Raw genomic sequence first — 15,945 nt, 5'->3', positions numbered from 1 at the left:
GCGGCTTGCCGCTCCCACAGCGTCATTCCCGCGCAGGCGGGAATCCATTTTGACCTTCGTCCCGGATCATTAAACCACCGACCTAAAGCGGAAAACTCTCCAGTCGCTTGCCATCCTCATCGACCTCCAATACCCAGCCAGCCTTGTCCCAATCCCCGAGCACAATCCTCTCGGCCGGCTCGCCATCAATCATCAAGGTATGCACCGCGGGTCTATGGGTGTGGCCGTGAATCAGGGTGCGTACCTGATGCTCGCGCATCACCTGCGCTACCTGACCGAGATTGACGTCGGTAATGTCGCTGGGTTTCTGGCGGGTTTGAATCTGGCTTTCCGAGCGTAGCTTGCGGCCGATCTTGTGGCGCTGCTTGAGCGACAGATTACGCAGAATAAACAGGCTCAGCGGGTTGCGCAGCAGGCGGCGCATCTTCATGTAGCCCAGGTCATCAATGCACAGGCTGTCGCCATGCATCAGCAGCACGCGCTCGCCATTGAGGTTGGCGACATAGGGATCGGGGAGCAGGGTGCAGCGGGCGGCGCGGCAAAAGCGTTTGCCGATCAGAAAATCGCGGTTGCCATGCATCACAAACACTTTAACCCCGGACTCAGCCAGTTCGGCAAGCACGCTGATTACCTGGGCGGCTAGAGGGTTAGGGTCATCGTCACCGAGCCAGACTTCAAAAAAATCGCCGAGAATATACAGCTCGTCGGCCTGGCGGGCACGATGTTCCAGGCAATACAGAAACGCCCGGGTGATGTCCGGGCGTTCTGTTTCAAGATGCAGGTCTGAAATAAACAGATAGCGCATCAGTAGCGGCTTTACTCGGTCAGTTCGGCGCGTTCGATGATCACATCGTCAGCGGGAACGTCCTGATGGCCGGCGCGCATGGTAGTGGGAACGGCCTTGATCTTGTTGACCACGTCCATACCTTCAACCACCTTGCCGAATACCGTGTAACCCCAGCCTTGGACAGTAGGCGCGCTGTGGTTGAGGAAGCCGTTGTCAGCCACGTTGATAAAGAACTGCGCGCTGGCGGAATGTGGCTCCATGGTACGGGCCATGGCGACGGTGCCCATAGCGTTGGCTACGCCATTGTCGGCCTCGTTCTTGATAGGCGCGCGGGCTTCTTTCTGCTTCATGCCTGGTTCAAAACCGCCGCCCTGAACCATGAAGTTGGAGATGACGCGGTGGAAGATGGTGTTGTCGTAATGACCGTCACGCACGTACTGCTCGAAGTTTGCGACAGTTTCCGGCGCCTTGTCGGCAAAGAGTTCCAGGGTGATGACACCGTGGTTGGTATGCAGCTTGACCATGTAAGGCAATCCTCGGACAAATAAAGTTGAATGAATCCAGCGACTGAGGCACAGACCACGTTCAGGCGCTTGACACTTTGCGGTATGATAAGCGTTTTGGCCACTATGGCCTAGCCAAAATCCGTGATGCCCGATGGCGTCACCCGTAACGAGCCTCGCACACCTTATGAACAAACCGGAAACTACCGCACCCGCCCACTTCCTCAGGCAGATCGTTCGGGCTGACCTGGAAAGCGGCAAGCACAGCAAAATAGTGACCCGTTTCCCGCCTGAGCCAAACGGCTATTTGCACATTGGTCATGCCAAATCCATCTGCCTGAACTTCGGCCTGGCCCAGGAGTTCGGTGGTGACTGTCATTTGCGCTTCGATGATACCAACCCGGCCAAGGAAGAGCAGGAATACATCGATGCGATCAAGCAGGATGTGGAGTGGCTGGGTTTCCAGTGGGCTGGCAACGTGCGCTACGCCTCGGATTATTTCGACCAATTGCATGCCTGGGCCATCGAGCTGATCAAGTCTGGCAAGGCCTACGTTTGTGATCTGACGCCGGAACAGGCGCGCGAATACCGCGGCAATCTGACCGAGCCGGGCCGCAACAGCCCGTTCCGTGATCGCGCTGTGGATGAAAACCTGGATCTGTTCGCGCGCATGACAGCGGGTGAGTTTGCCGATGGTGCCAAGGTGCTGCGGGCGAAGATCGACATGGCTGCGCCGAACATGAACCTGCGTGATCCGATCCTGTATCGCATTCGCCATGCGCATCATCACCAGACCGGTGACAAGTGGTGCGTGTACCCCAGCTATGACTTTACCCATGGTCAGTCGGATGCGCTGGAAGGGGTTACCCACTCCATCTGTACTCTGGAATTCGAAGATCACCGGCCGTTGTATGAATGGTGCCTGAACAACCTGCCGGTGCCGGCCACGCCGCGTCAGTACGAATTCGCGCGCCTGAATCTGAATTACACCGTGACCAGCAAGCGCAAGCTCAAGCAATTGGTCGACGAAGGTCATGTGGATGGCTGGGATGATCCGCGCATGTCGACCCTGAGCGCGTTCCGTCGCCGTGGTTATACACCCGGCTCGCTGCGCGAATTCTGTGAGCGTATCGGTGTGACGCGCTCCGATGCAGTCGTGGATATGGGCGTGCTCGAGTTCTGTATCCGTGAAGATCTGGATGCCAGCGCGCCGCGCGCCATGTGCGTGCTGCGTCCGTTGAAAGTGACTATCACCAATTACCCGGAAGGCCAGACCGAGCAGCTGCATCTGCCGCGTCATCCCAAAGACGATATGGGCGTACGCGAGCTGCCGTTCAGCCGCGAGCTGTATATCGATCAGGACGACTTCATGGTCGAGCCGCCCAAGGGCTACAAGCGCCTGGTGCCAGGCGGCGAAGTGCGCTTGCGCGGCAGTTACGTGATCCGTGCCGATGAGGCGGTGACCGACGAGCAGGGCAATATCGTTGAGCTGTTGTGCTCATACGACCCGGAAACGCTGGGCAAGAACCCCGAAGGTCGTAAGGTCAAGGGCGTTATCCATTGGGTGCCTGCAGCGCAAAGCGTCGAATGCGAAGTGCGGTTGTACGACCGCCTGTTCCGTGCGCCGAATCCGGACAAGAACGAGGAGGGTAATACCTTCCTGGAAAACATCAATCCTGATTCTCTGGTGGTGCTCAAGGGCTGTCGCGCCGAACCGTCATTGGCGAGCGCCGAAGCGGAAGAGCGCTTCCAGTTCGAGCGTGAAGGCTATTTCTGTGTTGATCGCAAGGATTCCAGACCGGGCCAGCCGGTATTCAATCGTACCGTGACACTCAGAGACTCCTGGGGCCAATAATGACGCTGTCGATCTACAACACCCTGAGCAAGACCAAAGCGCCACTCAAGCCGCTGGAAGACAACCACGTACGCCTGTATGTGTGCGGCATGACCGTGTATGACTACTGCCATATCGGTCACGCCCGGGTGATGGTGGCCTTTGACGTGGTCGCCCGCTGGTTGCGCTTTCGCGGTTACAAGCTGACCTACGTGCGCAATATCACTGATATTGACGACAAGATCATTCGCCGCGCCAACGAGAACGGTGAAAGCTTCCTCGACCTGACCGGCCGCATGATCGCTGCCATGCACGAGGACGAGGCGCGGCTGAATGTGCTGCGCCCGGACATGGAGCCCAAGGCCAGCGATCATGTGCCGGGTATGCATGCGATGATTCAGACGCTGATCGACAAGGGCTACGCCTACGCGCCGGGCAACGGTGATGTTTACTATCGGGTCGCCAAGTTCGTGGGCTACGGCAAGCTGTCGCGCAAGAAAATTGAAGACCTGCGCATCGGTGCGCGGGTGGAAGTTGATGAGGCCAAGGAAGACCCACTGGATTTCGTGCTCTGGAAGGGCGTGAAGCCCGGTGAGCCGAGCTGGGCATCGCCCTGGGGCGATGGGCGTCCGGGTTGGCACATCGAATGTTCGGTGATGTCCAATTGCTGCCTGGGCGACACCTTCGATATTCACGGTGGAGGGCCGGACCTGGTGTTCCCGCACCATGAAAACGAGATCGCCCAGAGTGAAGCGGCCAACGAAAAGCCCTACGCCATGGCCTGGATGCATGCCGGTGCGGTCCGGGTAGACGGCGAGAAGATGTCCAAATCACTGGGCAACTTTTTCACCATTCGCGAGGTATTGGAGAAATATCACCCGGAAGTGGTGCGTTATTTGCTGGTCTCCAGCCACTATCGCAGCGCGATCAATTACTCCGAAGACAACCTCAAGGAAGCCAAGGGTGCGTTGGAGCGTTTCTATCACGCACTGAAAGGCTTGCCCCAGGCGCCTGCCGCTGGCGGCGAGGCTTTTGTCGAGCGCTTTGGCGCGGCCATGGATGATGACTTCAACAGCCCTGAAGCCTGCGCGGTCCTGTTTGATATGGTCCGCGAGGTTAACCGCCTCAAGGACACAGACATGGAGGCAGCGGCTGGCCTGGCTGCGCGCCTGCGTGAATTGGCCGAAAGTCTGGGCCTGCTGCAGCTGGAGCCGGATACCTTCCTGCGTGCCGGCGCCGAGGGCCGGGTAGATGCCGACGCTGTTGAGCTGCTGATCAAGCAACGCCTGCAGGCACGCGCGGACAAGAACTGGGCCGAATCAGACCGTATTCGTGACGAACTGACTGCGATGGGTGTGGTACTGGAAGATGGCAAGGGCGGTACTACCTGGCGACTGGCGGACTGACTGTGGCGACGCACAATATGCAAGGCAAGGTAGCACTGGTCACCGGTGCCGGGAGTGCCGAGGGCATTGGTTTCGCTACCGCGCGGTTGCTGTTCGAGGCGGGTGCCAGTCTGGTGCTGACCTCGACCACCAACCGGATATTTGATCGCCAGCGAGCGCTGGATGACAGTGGTGAGCGCTGTCTGGCGCACGTCGCCGATCTGACAGATGCCGATCAGGTGGAGGAATTGGTCCAGCGGGCAATGCAGCAGTTTGGCCGCATCGATATCCTGATCAACAATGCCGGGATGACCCAGACCGGTGTCGACACACCGCTACCCGAACTGTTTCATAAACTGCCCTTTCTGCAATGGCAGCGCGAATTCGATCTGAACCTGAATACCTGCTTTCACGTAACCCGCGCGGTGCTGCCGCATATGCTGCAAAGCGGCTACGGGCGCATAGTGAATATTGCATCGGTCACCGGGCCCCTGGTGACTTTCCCCGGCACCGCCGGTTACAGCGCAGCTAAATCCGGCATGGTCGGGTTAACGCGTGCGGTGGCGCATGAAGTAGCAGGGCAGGGTGTAACGGTGAACGCCGTGGCGCCAGGCTGGATAGCGACTCATTCCAGTCAGCCGGAGGAAATCGCAGCGGGTTTGCATACGCCGGTAGGGCGGCCAGGCACGCCGGAGGAAATCGCGCGTGTGGTGGTGTTCTTGGCAAGTGAAGGTTGCAGCTATCTGACCGGGCAAATGCTGGTGGTGGATGGCGGTAACAGCCTGCGGGAAATCAAGGGCTGAACTCTTTCCTTGAGTTCAGGTTCGGTGAGTTCGCCCTTGATTCCCGTTACTTAGCTTAACGCCAGATATCGTTCTTGATCTTTTCTTTCAGTTCGGGGTAGTCGGTTGCCTTGAACTTCGGCACCACCCCTGCCTTGCGCTGCGCCATATAATCCTTGGTCAGCTTCACTACGGTGCCAGAGAGCATCACGATAGCGATCAGGTTGATGGTTGCCATCAGGCCCATGGACGCATCCGCGGCATTGAACACCGTGGCCACCGCCTGCATCGCGCCCCAGATCACCATGCCCAGTGCCGCCACTCGCAATACGGTAAGGCCGGCAGTGTTACCGACGCCGAGAAAGATCATCGCGTTTTCGGCATAGGAGTAATTGGCAACGATTGAGGTGAAGGCAAAAAACAGGATCGCAATGGCGATAAAGTAAGTACCCGCAACACCGATATGCGACTCCATGGCTTGCTGGGTCAGTTGGGTGCCGGTAATGCCGGAGCCAGGCTCAAGCACGCCGGACAGCAGAATCATCACCGCGGTGGCGGTACAGATGACGATGGTGTCGATAAAGACACCCATCGCCTGCACCAGACCTTGTGATGACGGATGATGCGGGGCGGGTGTGGCCGTCGCAGCGACGTTGGGCGCAGAACCCATGCCCGCTTCGTTGGAAAACAGACCGCGCTTGATGCCGTTGAGCATCGCCGCAGTAACGGAGCCTGCCGCGCCACCTGCTGCTTCTTCAAGGCCGAAGGCACTCTTGACGATCATCGCCAGGACGCCGGGCACCTCGGTAAAGTGCAACGCCATGACCACCAGCGCCATCAGCACATAGGCGGCTGCCATGAAAGGCACAATCAATTCGGCGAAGCGTGCAATTGAGCGCAGCCCACCAAAGATGACCAGTCCGGCGAAAAAAGCAATTGCCAAACCGACCCACATTTTCGAGAAGCCGAAAGCACCTTCCATGGCATCTGCGATGGAATTGGCCTGTACCGCGTTGAATACCAACCCGAAGGAAATGATCAGGCAGACGGAAAATATGCCACCAGCCCAAGGCGCCTTGAGGCCACTGGAAATATAAAAAGCCGGGCCCCCGCGGTACTGGCCCTTGCCATCACGGACCTTGTACAGCTGCGCCAGGGTGCTTTCCGAGTAGGCTGTGGCCATACCCACCAATGCGACCATCCACATCCAGAAAATCGCGCCTGCGCCACCCAGGTAGAGCGCCACGGCTACGCCGGCAATGTTGCCCGTACCCACTCGCGAAGCCAGGCTGGTACAGAGTGCCTGAAAGGGTGAAATGCCCGATTCGTCGCTCTCTCGCGAGCCACGGATGGCTCTGATCATTTCACCGAAATGCAGGAACTGCAGAAATCCCAGCCTGATGGTGAAGAACACACCCACTGCCAGTAGCCCGTAAATGAGCACATAGCCCCAGAAGATATTATTCAGAAAGTCGATGATCGCCGTCATGTAGCGTCCTGCGTAAGTTGAGGTAAGGATTTGAACCAATATTAGTTGTGCACGGCTAAAGCGCCAGCCTGAGCGTCAAACATCCTCGAATCGAGCCAGAAATAGCCTGCTAATTGGCTGTATCCGACCTGTTGCCAGGCACCTGCGCAGCTTATATTTAGCCTAGGCACCCGTCCGAGATGCCATTTCGAATTAGCAACCGGAGTTGCCATGTCCAGTCTGACGCCCGCGAACCTGAGCATACGACCGCGCCATATGGATTTTGATCTGCCCAATCCGCTACCGCGGCATTGGCACAGTAATGACCCATTCAAGACGCATTTTTTCAACGCCATGTCGGTGTTGTTTCCCGATGGCGAGCGCTACTTTATCGAATCAGTGAGGCATTTTCGCGACCAGATTACCGACCCTGCGCTCAAAGAGCAGATTCGCGGTTTTATCGGTCAGGAAGGCCATCACAGCCGTGAACATGTGGAGTATAACAATCGCTTGCGCGATCTGGGGTATGACATAGACCGCCTAGAGATCACGGTGAAGAAGCGTATTCGTTTTGTGCAGAAGCAGTTTTCCGCTGAGAGGCAACTGGCCGGCACTGTGGCCATGGAGCATTTCACCGCGATCATGGCCAACGCCATGCTGCGCGACCCGCAATGGATTCAGGGTGCGACTCCGCAATTGCGCCAACTATGGCGTTGGCATGCACTGGAAGAGACCGAGCACAAGGCCGTCGCGTTTGACGTGTATATGCAGGTCTGTGGTGACCGTAGCATTCTGCGCAAGGCCATGCGCCAGGCGACCTTCTTCTTTCTCAAAGACGTTACCGTGGGCACCTGGCACATGCTGAGAAAAGATGGTGCCCTGAATGTGAAGACCTGGTGTAAAGGCATGTACTGGCTGTGGGGACCCCATGGGTTTTTCTCCCACCTGATCAGCGATTACCGGGATTTCTACAAGGAAGATTTTCACCCCTGGCAGCATGACAATGCACAATTGATGGCGTCTGTAGCAGAGGAGTTCCAGGGCCATCCGGCCTGAGCAGGTGGTTGCATCCTAGATGCAACGGTGTGTTCCCCATGACGTAAGCGCTCCACGGGGAATGCACTGGTAGACTGCGCGCTTGGCGGTGTTGCCTTTCGCAACCCGCCTTTCAGGAGCGCAGCATGGTCGTCATCCACGCCCTTATTCCCGTTTTTGGTCTGATCCTGCTTGGCTATTTGCTCGGCTGGCGTCGTTGGGTACCAAGTGATGCGGGCGGCTCCCTAAACGCAGTGACCTTCAAACTGTTCATGCCGGTGCTGCTGTTCTCTGGATTGGCCAAGGCCGATTTGGGTCAGGCACTATCGCCCTTGCTAGTGCTGGTCTACTTTTTACCTGCTCTGGCGATCTTCAGCGTGGTCAATCTGATCATGCATCGTCGCCTCGGTCACCCGACCAGCATGGGTCTGGCTGCCAGTTATTCCAATAATGTGCTGGTGGGCATCCCTGTAATAACGCTGGTATTAGGGCCTGAATACCTGGTGTATCTATTTGCCATTCTGATTTTCCATAGTCTTGTCTTGTTTACTGCGCAAAGCCTCTACAACGCCTTCTGGGTCAAGGAAGACGGCAAGGGTTTTGATCTGCGTAGCACTCTCAAGAGTCTGGCCAATCCGCTGATCATCGGCTTGCTGCTGGGTGCGCTATTGAACCTGTCCGGTTGGCAAGTGCCTGCGCCCCTGTGGAAGGCAGTAGAATGGCTGGCATCGGCTGCATTGCCTTGCGCGCTTTTGGTACTTGGCTTGAGCCTGTCTCACTACCGTTTGCACTTGAGTACAAGCATGAGCCTGCTGACCCTGAGCAAGCTGGTGTTGTTTCCCATATTGGTTTTGATTGCTGGCATCGCCATACCCGGGCTGGAACCGGAAGCCCGCACCGTGCTGGTGATCATGGCCGCGTGCCCAACCGGCGTAAATGTACTGGCCTTTCACATGGGTCAGCAGGATAACCGCATCATCAGCTCGGTCATTTTCATGTCGACGCTGCTCTCTGTGGTAACGCTACCGTTGTGGTTACTGTTGTTGGGAGGCTAAGCGGCGTTGTTGGCGTTGTGGTGCCTTTGTGTGCAGTCTTGGTCTATGCTTGGACAAAACAAGACTCGTCAAAGGAGCATCCATGCCAGTCAAGCTGTACGTCCCCAGAGAAACTCGCCTGCATGAAAAGCGCGTTGCCCTGGTTCCCGCCGTAGTAGAGAAACTTCAAAAGCTAGGAATCGAGATCAATCTTCAGCCAGGCGCCGGTTTGGCCGCGCGCATTCCTGACGCTGCCTACGAAACCACCGGAGTGACCCTGGCCAATCCGGAAGGCGAGATAGACCTGATTTTCAGCGTACAGCCCCCTTCAATTGCGGAAATCGGGCAGATGAAACCCGGCACTGTGCTCTGCTGTTTCGTCTACGCGCATAGGGAGCTGGCCACAGTCCGCGCGCTGCGCGATGGCAATATTACCTGCTTCGCCATGGAGCTGGTGCCGCGCATTACCCGAGCTCAGGCTATGGATGCACTATCTTCCCAGGCGGCACTGGCAGGTTATTACGCAGCGTTGCTGGCCGCCACCAACTTGAATCGCATTCTGCCGATGATGACGACCGCTGTAGGCTCCCTGCGCCCGGCTCGGGTGCTGGTCATGGGCGCTGGCGTCGCCGGCTTGCAGGCGCTCGCTACTGCCAAGCGCCTGGGTGCGATGGTAGAAGGCTACGATGTGCGGCCTGAAGTGAAGGAGCAGGTGGAATCCGTCGGCGGCAAGTTCGTCGATACCGGCGTGTCCGCCAGTGGTCAGGGTGGGTATGCCCGCGAGCTGACAGAAGAAGAGCAGGCCAAGGTCGCGGAAGTATTGACCCGGCATATTCAAAGCGCCGATGCGGTGATTACTACCGCATCGATCCCCGGCAGGCCCAGCCCTAAAATCATCAGCGAGGCGCAGATCATGGGCATGAAGCCCGGATCGGTCATCATCGACCTGGCAGCGGAGGGCGGCGGTAACACGCCACTCACGCAGCCAGGCGATACGGTAGAAATAGGCCCGACGACCATAGTCGCGCCGCTGAATATTCCCAGCCATTTGGCCGAGCATGCCTCGGAACTCTATGCGCGTAATCTGCTGGCGCTGGTGGGGCTGATGGTCAAGGACGGCGCACTGACACTGGACTGGGAAGACGAAATTCTCGCTGGCGCGGTGCTTACTCACGACGGGCAGATCAAAAACGAGACAGCCAGAAAGGCTGCCGAATCAGGGGGGGAATGACTATGGACGTGACCACAACCATTACCGGTTTCGTTGCACTCTACATCTTTATGCTGGCTGCCTTCACCGGTTACGAAATCATCGGTCGGGTGCCGGCGATCCTGCACACGCCACTCATGTCCGGTTCGAATTTTATCCACGGCATTGTTGTGGTTGGCGCCATGTGGGCGCTGCTTAATGCGGCTACTCCGCTGGAGCAGGTGATTGGCTTCTTTGGCGTACTCCTGGGTGCCGGCAACGCTGCTGGTGGCTATGTGGTCACCGAACGCATGCTGGAGATGTTCAAATCCAGCGACAAGAAAACGGATCAATCCTCTTCGGCAGACAAGGAGTAGTTATGGATACCAGTCTGATTATCGAGGGGGCGTATTTCACAGCGGCATTGTTGTTTATCTACGGTCTCAAGCGTATGGCCAGCCCAAAAACCGCGCGCTCAGGCATTGTCGTTGCGGGCTGGGGCATGGTGCTGGCTGTGGTGGTGGCCTTTCTATACGGCCTGGACGTCAATGAGCGGGCACAGCCGCATGTGGTCTTGAATCTGGCCCTGGTGATGATTGCTCTCGGGCTTGGCGTCGGCTGGGCCTGGTATAGCGGTAAGAAAGTCGCGATGACTGACATGCCGCAGATGGTTGCGCTGTATAACGGTATGGGCGGCGGCGCCGCAGCGGCGATTGCCGCCATCGAGCTGTTCTCGGGCAATGCCCAGTCACATGGTGTGGTGGTCAGTGTGCTGGCGGTACTCGGCGGTTTGATAGGCGCGGTTGCGCTGTCCGGTTCGCTGGTCGCCTGGGCCAAGCTCGATGGGCGCATGAGCAAAACAATACGCTTGCCCGGCCAACAGGCGATCAATGCTGTGCTGTTTTTCGCGGCCCTGGGTCTGGGCGCCGCTATCACCACTGCAGGCGTGACCGGCGGCGAAGTCTCCATGTTGATGATTTCGCTGTTTTTCATTCTTGCCCTGGTGTTGGGTGTCATGTTGACGACGCCTATCGGCGGTGCCGATATGCCTGTGGTGATCTCGCTGTACAACGCTTTCACCGGCCTGGCAGTTGCCTTTGAAGGTTTTGTGCTGCAGAACCCGGCAATGATCATTGCCGGTACCGTGGTGGGTTCGGCGGGCACCTTGCTGACACTGATGATGGCCAAGGCCATGAACCGCCCGGTGTCGAATGTGATTTTCAGCCAGTTTGGTGAAAGCGGCGGGGAGGGTGATTCGGATATCGAAGGCAGCATGAAGTCGGCGGAAGCTTCTGATGCCGCTATCGCCATGTACTACGCCAGCAAGGTAATTATCGTGCCAGGCTACGGCCTGGCCGTAGCCCAAGCCCAGCACAAACTGTACGAGTTCGTGAAGCTGTTGCAAAAGCAGGGCGTAGACGTGAAATTCGCTATTCATCCGGTGGCCGGGCGGATGCCTGGACATATGAACGTGCTGTTGGCGGAAGCTGGCGTGCCCTACGACATCATCCACGATCTGGAGGATATCAACGAAGACTTCGCCCAGGCCGATGTCGCCATCGTGCTCGGCGCCAACGACGTGGTAAACCCCGCCGCCCGCACACGCAAATCCAGCCCGATTTACGGCATGCCAATTCTGAATGTCGACATGGCCCATCAGGCCTACGTGGTTAAACGCGGGCAAGGCAAAGGCTATTCCGGGGTCGAGAACGAGCTGTTCTATGCCGAAAATACTTCAATGGTTTACGGCGATGCACAAAAGGTAATGTCACAGATGATCGAGGCGGTGAAGTCGCTGGGATAGCCTAGCGAGGGTAAAAGCGGAGAGGTGAATGACGAGGTCAAGGCCACACATGGAGTTCCCAGTGCCTTTGACCTTGGGAAAGCATCCTCTGCATCACCCAAATGTACACTGAGCCTTCGGCGTGTCAGGGTGGAGAAAATGTATAAAACAGGGATGTTTTATCCAAGCCTACAAGGACGTATTCACGGCGTTTTTCGGAACCCTGGCACGCCGAAGGCGACCAAGCTCCGAGCTAATAGTAGTCTCCCGCCCGCTAAGACAAAAAACCCCGGCACGGAGCCGGGGTCTAGATACCACTTAACGGTTAAGCAAGAAGCGGTAGTTAAGCCTGCTTCACGTTATACCCATAGATGGACTTGACCTCCAGGAAGTCCTCAAAGCCGTAGTGACCCCACTCGCGGCCATTGCCTGACTCTTTGTAACCACCGAAGGGCGCCTTGTTGTCCAGCGGGGCACCGTTGAGGTGAACCATGCCGGTGCGGATACGGCGGGCTACGCTGCGTGCGCGATCCAGGTTGGCTGAAGACACATAGCCGGACAGGCCGTAGTTGGTGTCATTGGCAATGCGTACAGCGTCATCGTCATTCTCATACCCAATGATCACCAGTACCGGGCCGAAAACTTCTTCCCGGGCAATGGTCATGTCGTTGGTGACGTGGCTGAAAATGGTTGGCTTGACGTAATAGCCCTTGGTCAGACCATCCGGACGATCCGGGCCACCTGCAATCAGCGTGGCTTTCTCTGCGATGCCATCCTGGATCAGGCCCTGGATCTTGCTCCACTGCGCCTTGGAAACCACTGGACCGATAACGGTATCTTCCGCATCGGGATCACCGGCCTTCACCTTGGCAACAACGGCCTTGGCGATTTGCGCGACCTCATCCATGCGGCTGTTAGGCACCAGCAGACGCGTAGGGGCGTTGCACGACTGGCCGCTGTTGTTCATGCAGGACATGACCGCGTGGCCAACCATTTTCTCGAAGTTGACGTCATCCAGCAAAATATTGGCCGACTTGCCGCCCAGTTCCAAGGCCACACGCTTGATGGTATCTGCACCGGACTTCATCACCTGACGACCCGCACCGGTGGAGCCAGTGAACGACATCATATCGATACCCGGGTGCGAAGACATGGCCGCGCCCACGGTTGGGCCATCGCCATTGACCAGGTTGAATACGCCGGCGGGAACGCCCGCTTCCTCAAGAATCTCGGCCAGAATCAGCGCGGACAGCGGCGCCACTTCGGACGGCTTCAGTACCATGGTGCAACCGGTTGCCAAGGCAGGAGCGACTTTGCAGGCCATCTGGTTCATCGGCCAGTTCCAGGGTGTGATCAGACCGCAGACGCCGATAGGCTCCTTGACCACCAAGGTGGTACCGATCTCTTCTTCAAACTTGAACTCTTTCAATGCATCCAGCGCCGCGGAAAAATGCCCGATGCCGGATGGAGCTTGCGCTGCCTTCGCCAGCTTGGCGGGTGCGCCCATTTCGATGGAGATGGCTTTGGCTAGGTCGGGCTGACGCTTGGTCATCACCGCAAGCACTTTTTCCAACAGCGCAATACGCTCTTCGCGGCTGGTCTGCGAATAGGTTTCAAACGCCTTGCGCGCGGCTTCGACAGCCAGATCAACATCTTCCTTGTTGCCCAGGGCAATGGTCGCAGCCACTTCTTCGTTGGCCGGATTGATAACGTCCAGGGTCTGCTCGCCCTTGGGTTTAACCCATTGGCCGTTGATAAAGAACTCGGTGTAGTGACTCATGGTAAAAGGACTCCTTATTGTACTGTTCGCAAATCAGCCAAAACGATAGCACTACCTGCGGCATACCTGCACCTAAGTATCAGCCATTTTATGTTTTAAGCGGTGTCCTGGATAAAAATAGCCTCTCGCTATCAGGGCAATGGCTGTTCAGCCGAGGGCCAAATGTCTTTATAATGCCCGCATTTAGCGCTTCCTGGGCCAGCCGAATACTTGACTAAATTGCTTGGCTATTGCATCATTGCAAGCATGTTCAACCGGCTCGGGATTGCCAATGCGATTGACCACTAAAGGCCGCTACGCGGTCACAGCCATGCTGGATCTGGCGCTGCACGAAGATCAGGGCCCTATCACTCTGGCCGATATTTCGCAGCGTCAGGGCGTGTCCATCTCCTATCTCGAACAGCTGTTTGCCAAGCTGCGCCGTTGCCGCCTGGTAGAAAGCGTCAGAGGCCCGGGTGGTGGTTATCGTCTGGCAGGTGGTCCAGCGGCGATCAGTGTTGCGCAGATTGTCGAAGCTGTGAATGACTCCATGGACGCTACCCGCTGCCTGGGTCGGGGTGATTGCCAGCAGGGCGAGGTTTGCCTGACGCATCACTTGTGGTCCGATCTCAGCGACCGGTTGCATCAATTTCTGAGCGATATCAGCCTGGCTGATCTGGTGTCTCGCGAAGATATTCAACGTGTGCGCAACCGTCAGGACAGGGCAGGCGCGATCAGTAGCCAGACCGTGTCCGAGCTACAGCGCATTATCTGAAGCGGCCTGCAAGAGCCGCTCTATCTTTGCTGGCAGTAGTCTCGAAACCGGGGCAGTAGCGCCAGCAAGCCTGATTTGACGTAGCAGCCGGGCCGTTTGCCCGTCTGCCTGATTGAGGTGATACCGTGACTGAACAAGTCGAGAGTCTTATCAAGAAGGACTATGCGGCTGGATTTCATTCAGCCATTGAGTCCGATACCTTGCCGCCCGGTCTGGATGAAAGCGTTGTGCGTTTCATTTCCGAGAAGAAGGGCGAGCCGGAATGGTTGCTTGAGTGGCGACTGAAAGCCTTCCGCGCCTGGCAGGAAATGGAAGAGCCGACCTGGGCGCACGTGCATTATCCGGAGATCGACTTTCAAGCGGTTTCCTATTTTTCCTCGCCCAAGAGTATGGCTGACAAGCCCAAGAGCCTGGCCGAAGTTGATCCTGAACTGATCGCTACCTATGAAAAGCTGGGCATTCCGTTGCACGAACAGGAAATGCTCGCAGGTGTGGCTGTAGATGCGGTATTCGATTCTGTCTCTGTGGTAACCACCTTCCGCGCCAAGCTGGAAGAAGCGGGCGTTATCTTCTGCCCGATCAGCGAGGCAGTACATCGTTGCCCCGAATTGGTGAAAAAGTACCTGGGTAGTGTTGTTCCGCAAAAAGACAACTACTACGCCGCCCTGAACTCCGCGGTGTTCTCGGACGGTTCCTTTGTCTACATCCCCAAGGGCGTGCGTTGCCCGATGGAGCTTTCAACCTACTTCCGTATCAACGAAATGAACACCGGGCAGTTCGAGCGCACGCTGATCATTGCCGAGGAGGGCTCGCATGTGAGCTACCTCGAAGGTTGCACCGCACCCATGCGCGATGAAAACCAGCTGCACGCAGCTGTCGTCGAGCTGGTGGCGCTGGATAACGCGACCATCAAGTACTCGACCGTGCAAAACTGGTATCCGGGCAATTCCGAAGGCAAGGGCGGGATCTACAATTTCGTTACCAAGCGCGGCATCTGCCATACCAATGCGAAGATTTCCTGGACTCAGGTGGAAACCGGCTCGGCCGTAACCTGGAAGTACCCCAGCTGCATCCTCAAAGGTGATAACAGCGTCGGCGAGTTCTACTCGGTGGCGCTGACCAATAATTTTCAGCAGGCCGATACCGGCACCAAGATGATCCATCTGGGCAAGAACACCCGCTCGACGATCATCGCCAAGGGTATTTCGGCGGGTCGCAGTAACAGTGCCTACCGCGGGTTGGTGCGGTTCAACCCGGGTGCGGACGGTGCGCGCAACTTTACCCAGTGCGACTCGCTGCTGATCGGCGATCAGTGTGGTGCGCATACCTTCCCGTATATCGAAAGCCGCAATCCGACGGCTGTGGTCGAGCACGAAGCGACCACCTCCAAGGTCAGCGACGACCAGATGTTCCTGTGTCAGCAGCGCGGCCTGGATGCGGAAAAGGCCATCTCCATGATCGTCAACGGTTTCTGCCGTGAGGTGTTCAAGGAGCTGCCGATGGAATTTGCGGTGGAAGCGGGCAAGTTGCTGGAAGTCAGTCTGGAAGGTTCGGTGGGTTAACCCGAATCAACGACTGGCGTCCCTTTAATTCAACAGTTATCAGGCAGTG

14 protein-coding genes are annotated in these 15,945 nt (G+C 57.2%); 10 read left to right on the top strand and 4 right to left on the bottom strand.

Annotation, left to right across the window (positions count from 1 at the left end; translation table 11 throughout):
- Positions 1 to 82: 82 nt before the first annotated feature.
- Positions 83 to 805 carry a UDP-2,3-diacylglucosamine diphosphatase gene (locus EAO82_RS13155; RefSeq protein WP_096344996.1) on the bottom strand — a complete coding sequence of 241 codons (723 nt, stop codon included), beginning with the start codon at positions 803 to 805 and terminating at the stop codon, positions 83 to 85.
- An 11-nt stretch (positions 806 to 816) separates the two neighbouring features.
- Entirely contained in the window at positions 817 to 1,311 is a 495-nt protein-coding gene (locus EAO82_RS13150) for a peptidylprolyl isomerase (protein WP_096344997.1), read from the bottom strand.
- A gap of 166 nt (positions 1,312 to 1,477) precedes the next feature.
- On the opposite strand from EAO82_RS13150, the gene EAO82_RS13145 reads away from it, so the two are divergent.
- Genes EAO82_RS13145 through EAO82_RS13135 form a run of 3 tightly spaced genes read left to right on the top strand, consistent with a single transcriptional unit; the run spans position 1,478 to position 5,312 of the window.
- The gene (locus EAO82_RS13145) at positions 1,478 to 3,145 is read left to right on the top strand and encodes a glutamine--tRNA ligase/YqeY domain fusion protein (protein ID WP_096344998.1); all 1,668 of its coding nucleotides are present in this window, start codon (positions 1,478 to 1,480) and stop codon (positions 3,143 to 3,145) included.
- A complete protein-coding gene (gene cysS / locus EAO82_RS13140) occupies positions 3,145 to 4,530 on the top strand; it encodes a cysteine--tRNA ligase (protein WP_096344999.1) in 1,386 nt (461 codons plus the stop codon). Before EAO82_RS13145 ends, cysS begins: the two co-directional genes overlap by 1 nt.
- Before the next feature lie 17 nt (positions 4,531 to 4,547).
- Complete coding sequence (locus EAO82_RS13135) at positions 4,548 to 5,312, top strand: SDR family NAD(P)-dependent oxidoreductase (RefSeq protein WP_096345064.1); 765 nt, start codon at positions 4,548 to 4,550, stop codon at positions 5,310 to 5,312.
- Between the two features lie 55 nt (positions 5,313 to 5,367).
- Here the strand turns inward: EAO82_RS13135 and EAO82_RS13130 are convergent, their stop codons facing one another.
- Entirely contained in the window at positions 5,368 to 6,780 is a 1,413-nt protein-coding gene (locus tag EAO82_RS13130) for an alanine/glycine:cation symporter family protein (protein WP_096345000.1), read from the bottom strand.
- 210 nt (positions 6,781 to 6,990) lie between these two features.
- Here EAO82_RS13130 and EAO82_RS13125 point away from each other — a divergent pair, with 210 nt between their 5' ends.
- The 5 genes from EAO82_RS13125 to EAO82_RS13105 all read left to right on the top strand — a co-directional run bounded on the left by EAO82_RS13125 (position 6,991) and on the right by EAO82_RS13105 (position 11,821).
- Entirely contained in the window at positions 6,991 to 7,815 is an 825-nt protein-coding gene (locus EAO82_RS13125) for a metal-dependent hydrolase (protein ID WP_096345001.1), read from the top strand.
- 125 nt (positions 7,816 to 7,940) lie between these two features.
- Entirely contained in the window at positions 7,941 to 8,849 is a 909-nt protein-coding gene (locus tag EAO82_RS13120; protein ID WP_096345002.1) for an AEC family transporter, read from the top strand.
- An 82-nt stretch (positions 8,850 to 8,931) separates the two neighbouring features.
- Complete coding sequence (locus tag EAO82_RS13115) at positions 8,932 to 10,059, top strand: NAD(P) transhydrogenase subunit alpha (RefSeq protein WP_096345003.1); 1,128 nt, start codon at positions 8,932 to 8,934, stop codon at positions 10,057 to 10,059.
- Between the two features lie 2 nt (positions 10,060 to 10,061).
- Positions 10,062 to 10,394, top strand: a complete 333-nt coding sequence (locus EAO82_RS13110) for an NAD(P) transhydrogenase subunit alpha (RefSeq protein WP_096345004.1) — start codon at positions 10,062 to 10,064, stop codon at positions 10,392 to 10,394.
- Between the two features lie 2 nt (positions 10,395 to 10,396).
- A complete protein-coding gene (locus EAO82_RS13105) occupies positions 10,397 to 11,821 on the top strand; it encodes an NAD(P)(+) transhydrogenase (Re/Si-specific) subunit beta (RefSeq protein WP_096345005.1) in 1,425 nt (474 codons plus the stop codon).
- Between the two features lie 322 nt (positions 11,822 to 12,143).
- Here EAO82_RS13105 and EAO82_RS13100 read toward each other — a convergent pair whose 3' ends face one another.
- Positions 12,144 to 13,580: an aldehyde dehydrogenase family protein gene (locus tag EAO82_RS13100; RefSeq protein ID WP_096345006.1), complete on the bottom strand. Its 1,437-nt coding sequence runs from the start codon at positions 13,578 to 13,580 to the stop codon at positions 12,144 to 12,146.
- Between the two features lie 271 nt (positions 13,581 to 13,851).
- On the opposite strand from EAO82_RS13100, the gene EAO82_RS13095 reads away from it, so the two are divergent.
- Together EAO82_RS13095 and sufB are read left to right on the top strand one after the other, a co-directional pair.
- Positions 13,852 to 14,334, top strand: coding sequence for an Rrf2 family transcriptional regulator (locus EAO82_RS13095; protein WP_096345007.1), 483 nt, complete (start codon positions 13,852 to 13,854; stop codon positions 14,332 to 14,334).
- A gap of 125 nt (positions 14,335 to 14,459) precedes the next feature.
- The gene (sufB, locus tag EAO82_RS13090) at positions 14,460 to 15,896 is read left to right on the top strand and encodes a Fe-S cluster assembly protein SufB (RefSeq protein ID WP_096345008.1); all 1,437 of its coding nucleotides are present in this window, start codon (positions 14,460 to 14,462) and stop codon (positions 15,894 to 15,896) included.
- The last annotated feature ends 49 nt before the right edge of the window (positions 15,897 to 15,945 follow it).

The sequence above is a fragment of the Halopseudomonas pelagia genome (assembly GCF_009497895.1).
Taxonomy (GTDB): domain Bacteria; phylum Pseudomonadota; class Gammaproteobacteria; order Pseudomonadales; family Pseudomonadaceae; genus Halopseudomonas; species Halopseudomonas pelagia_A.
This window is presented reverse-complemented; position numbering and strand designations above follow the sequence as displayed.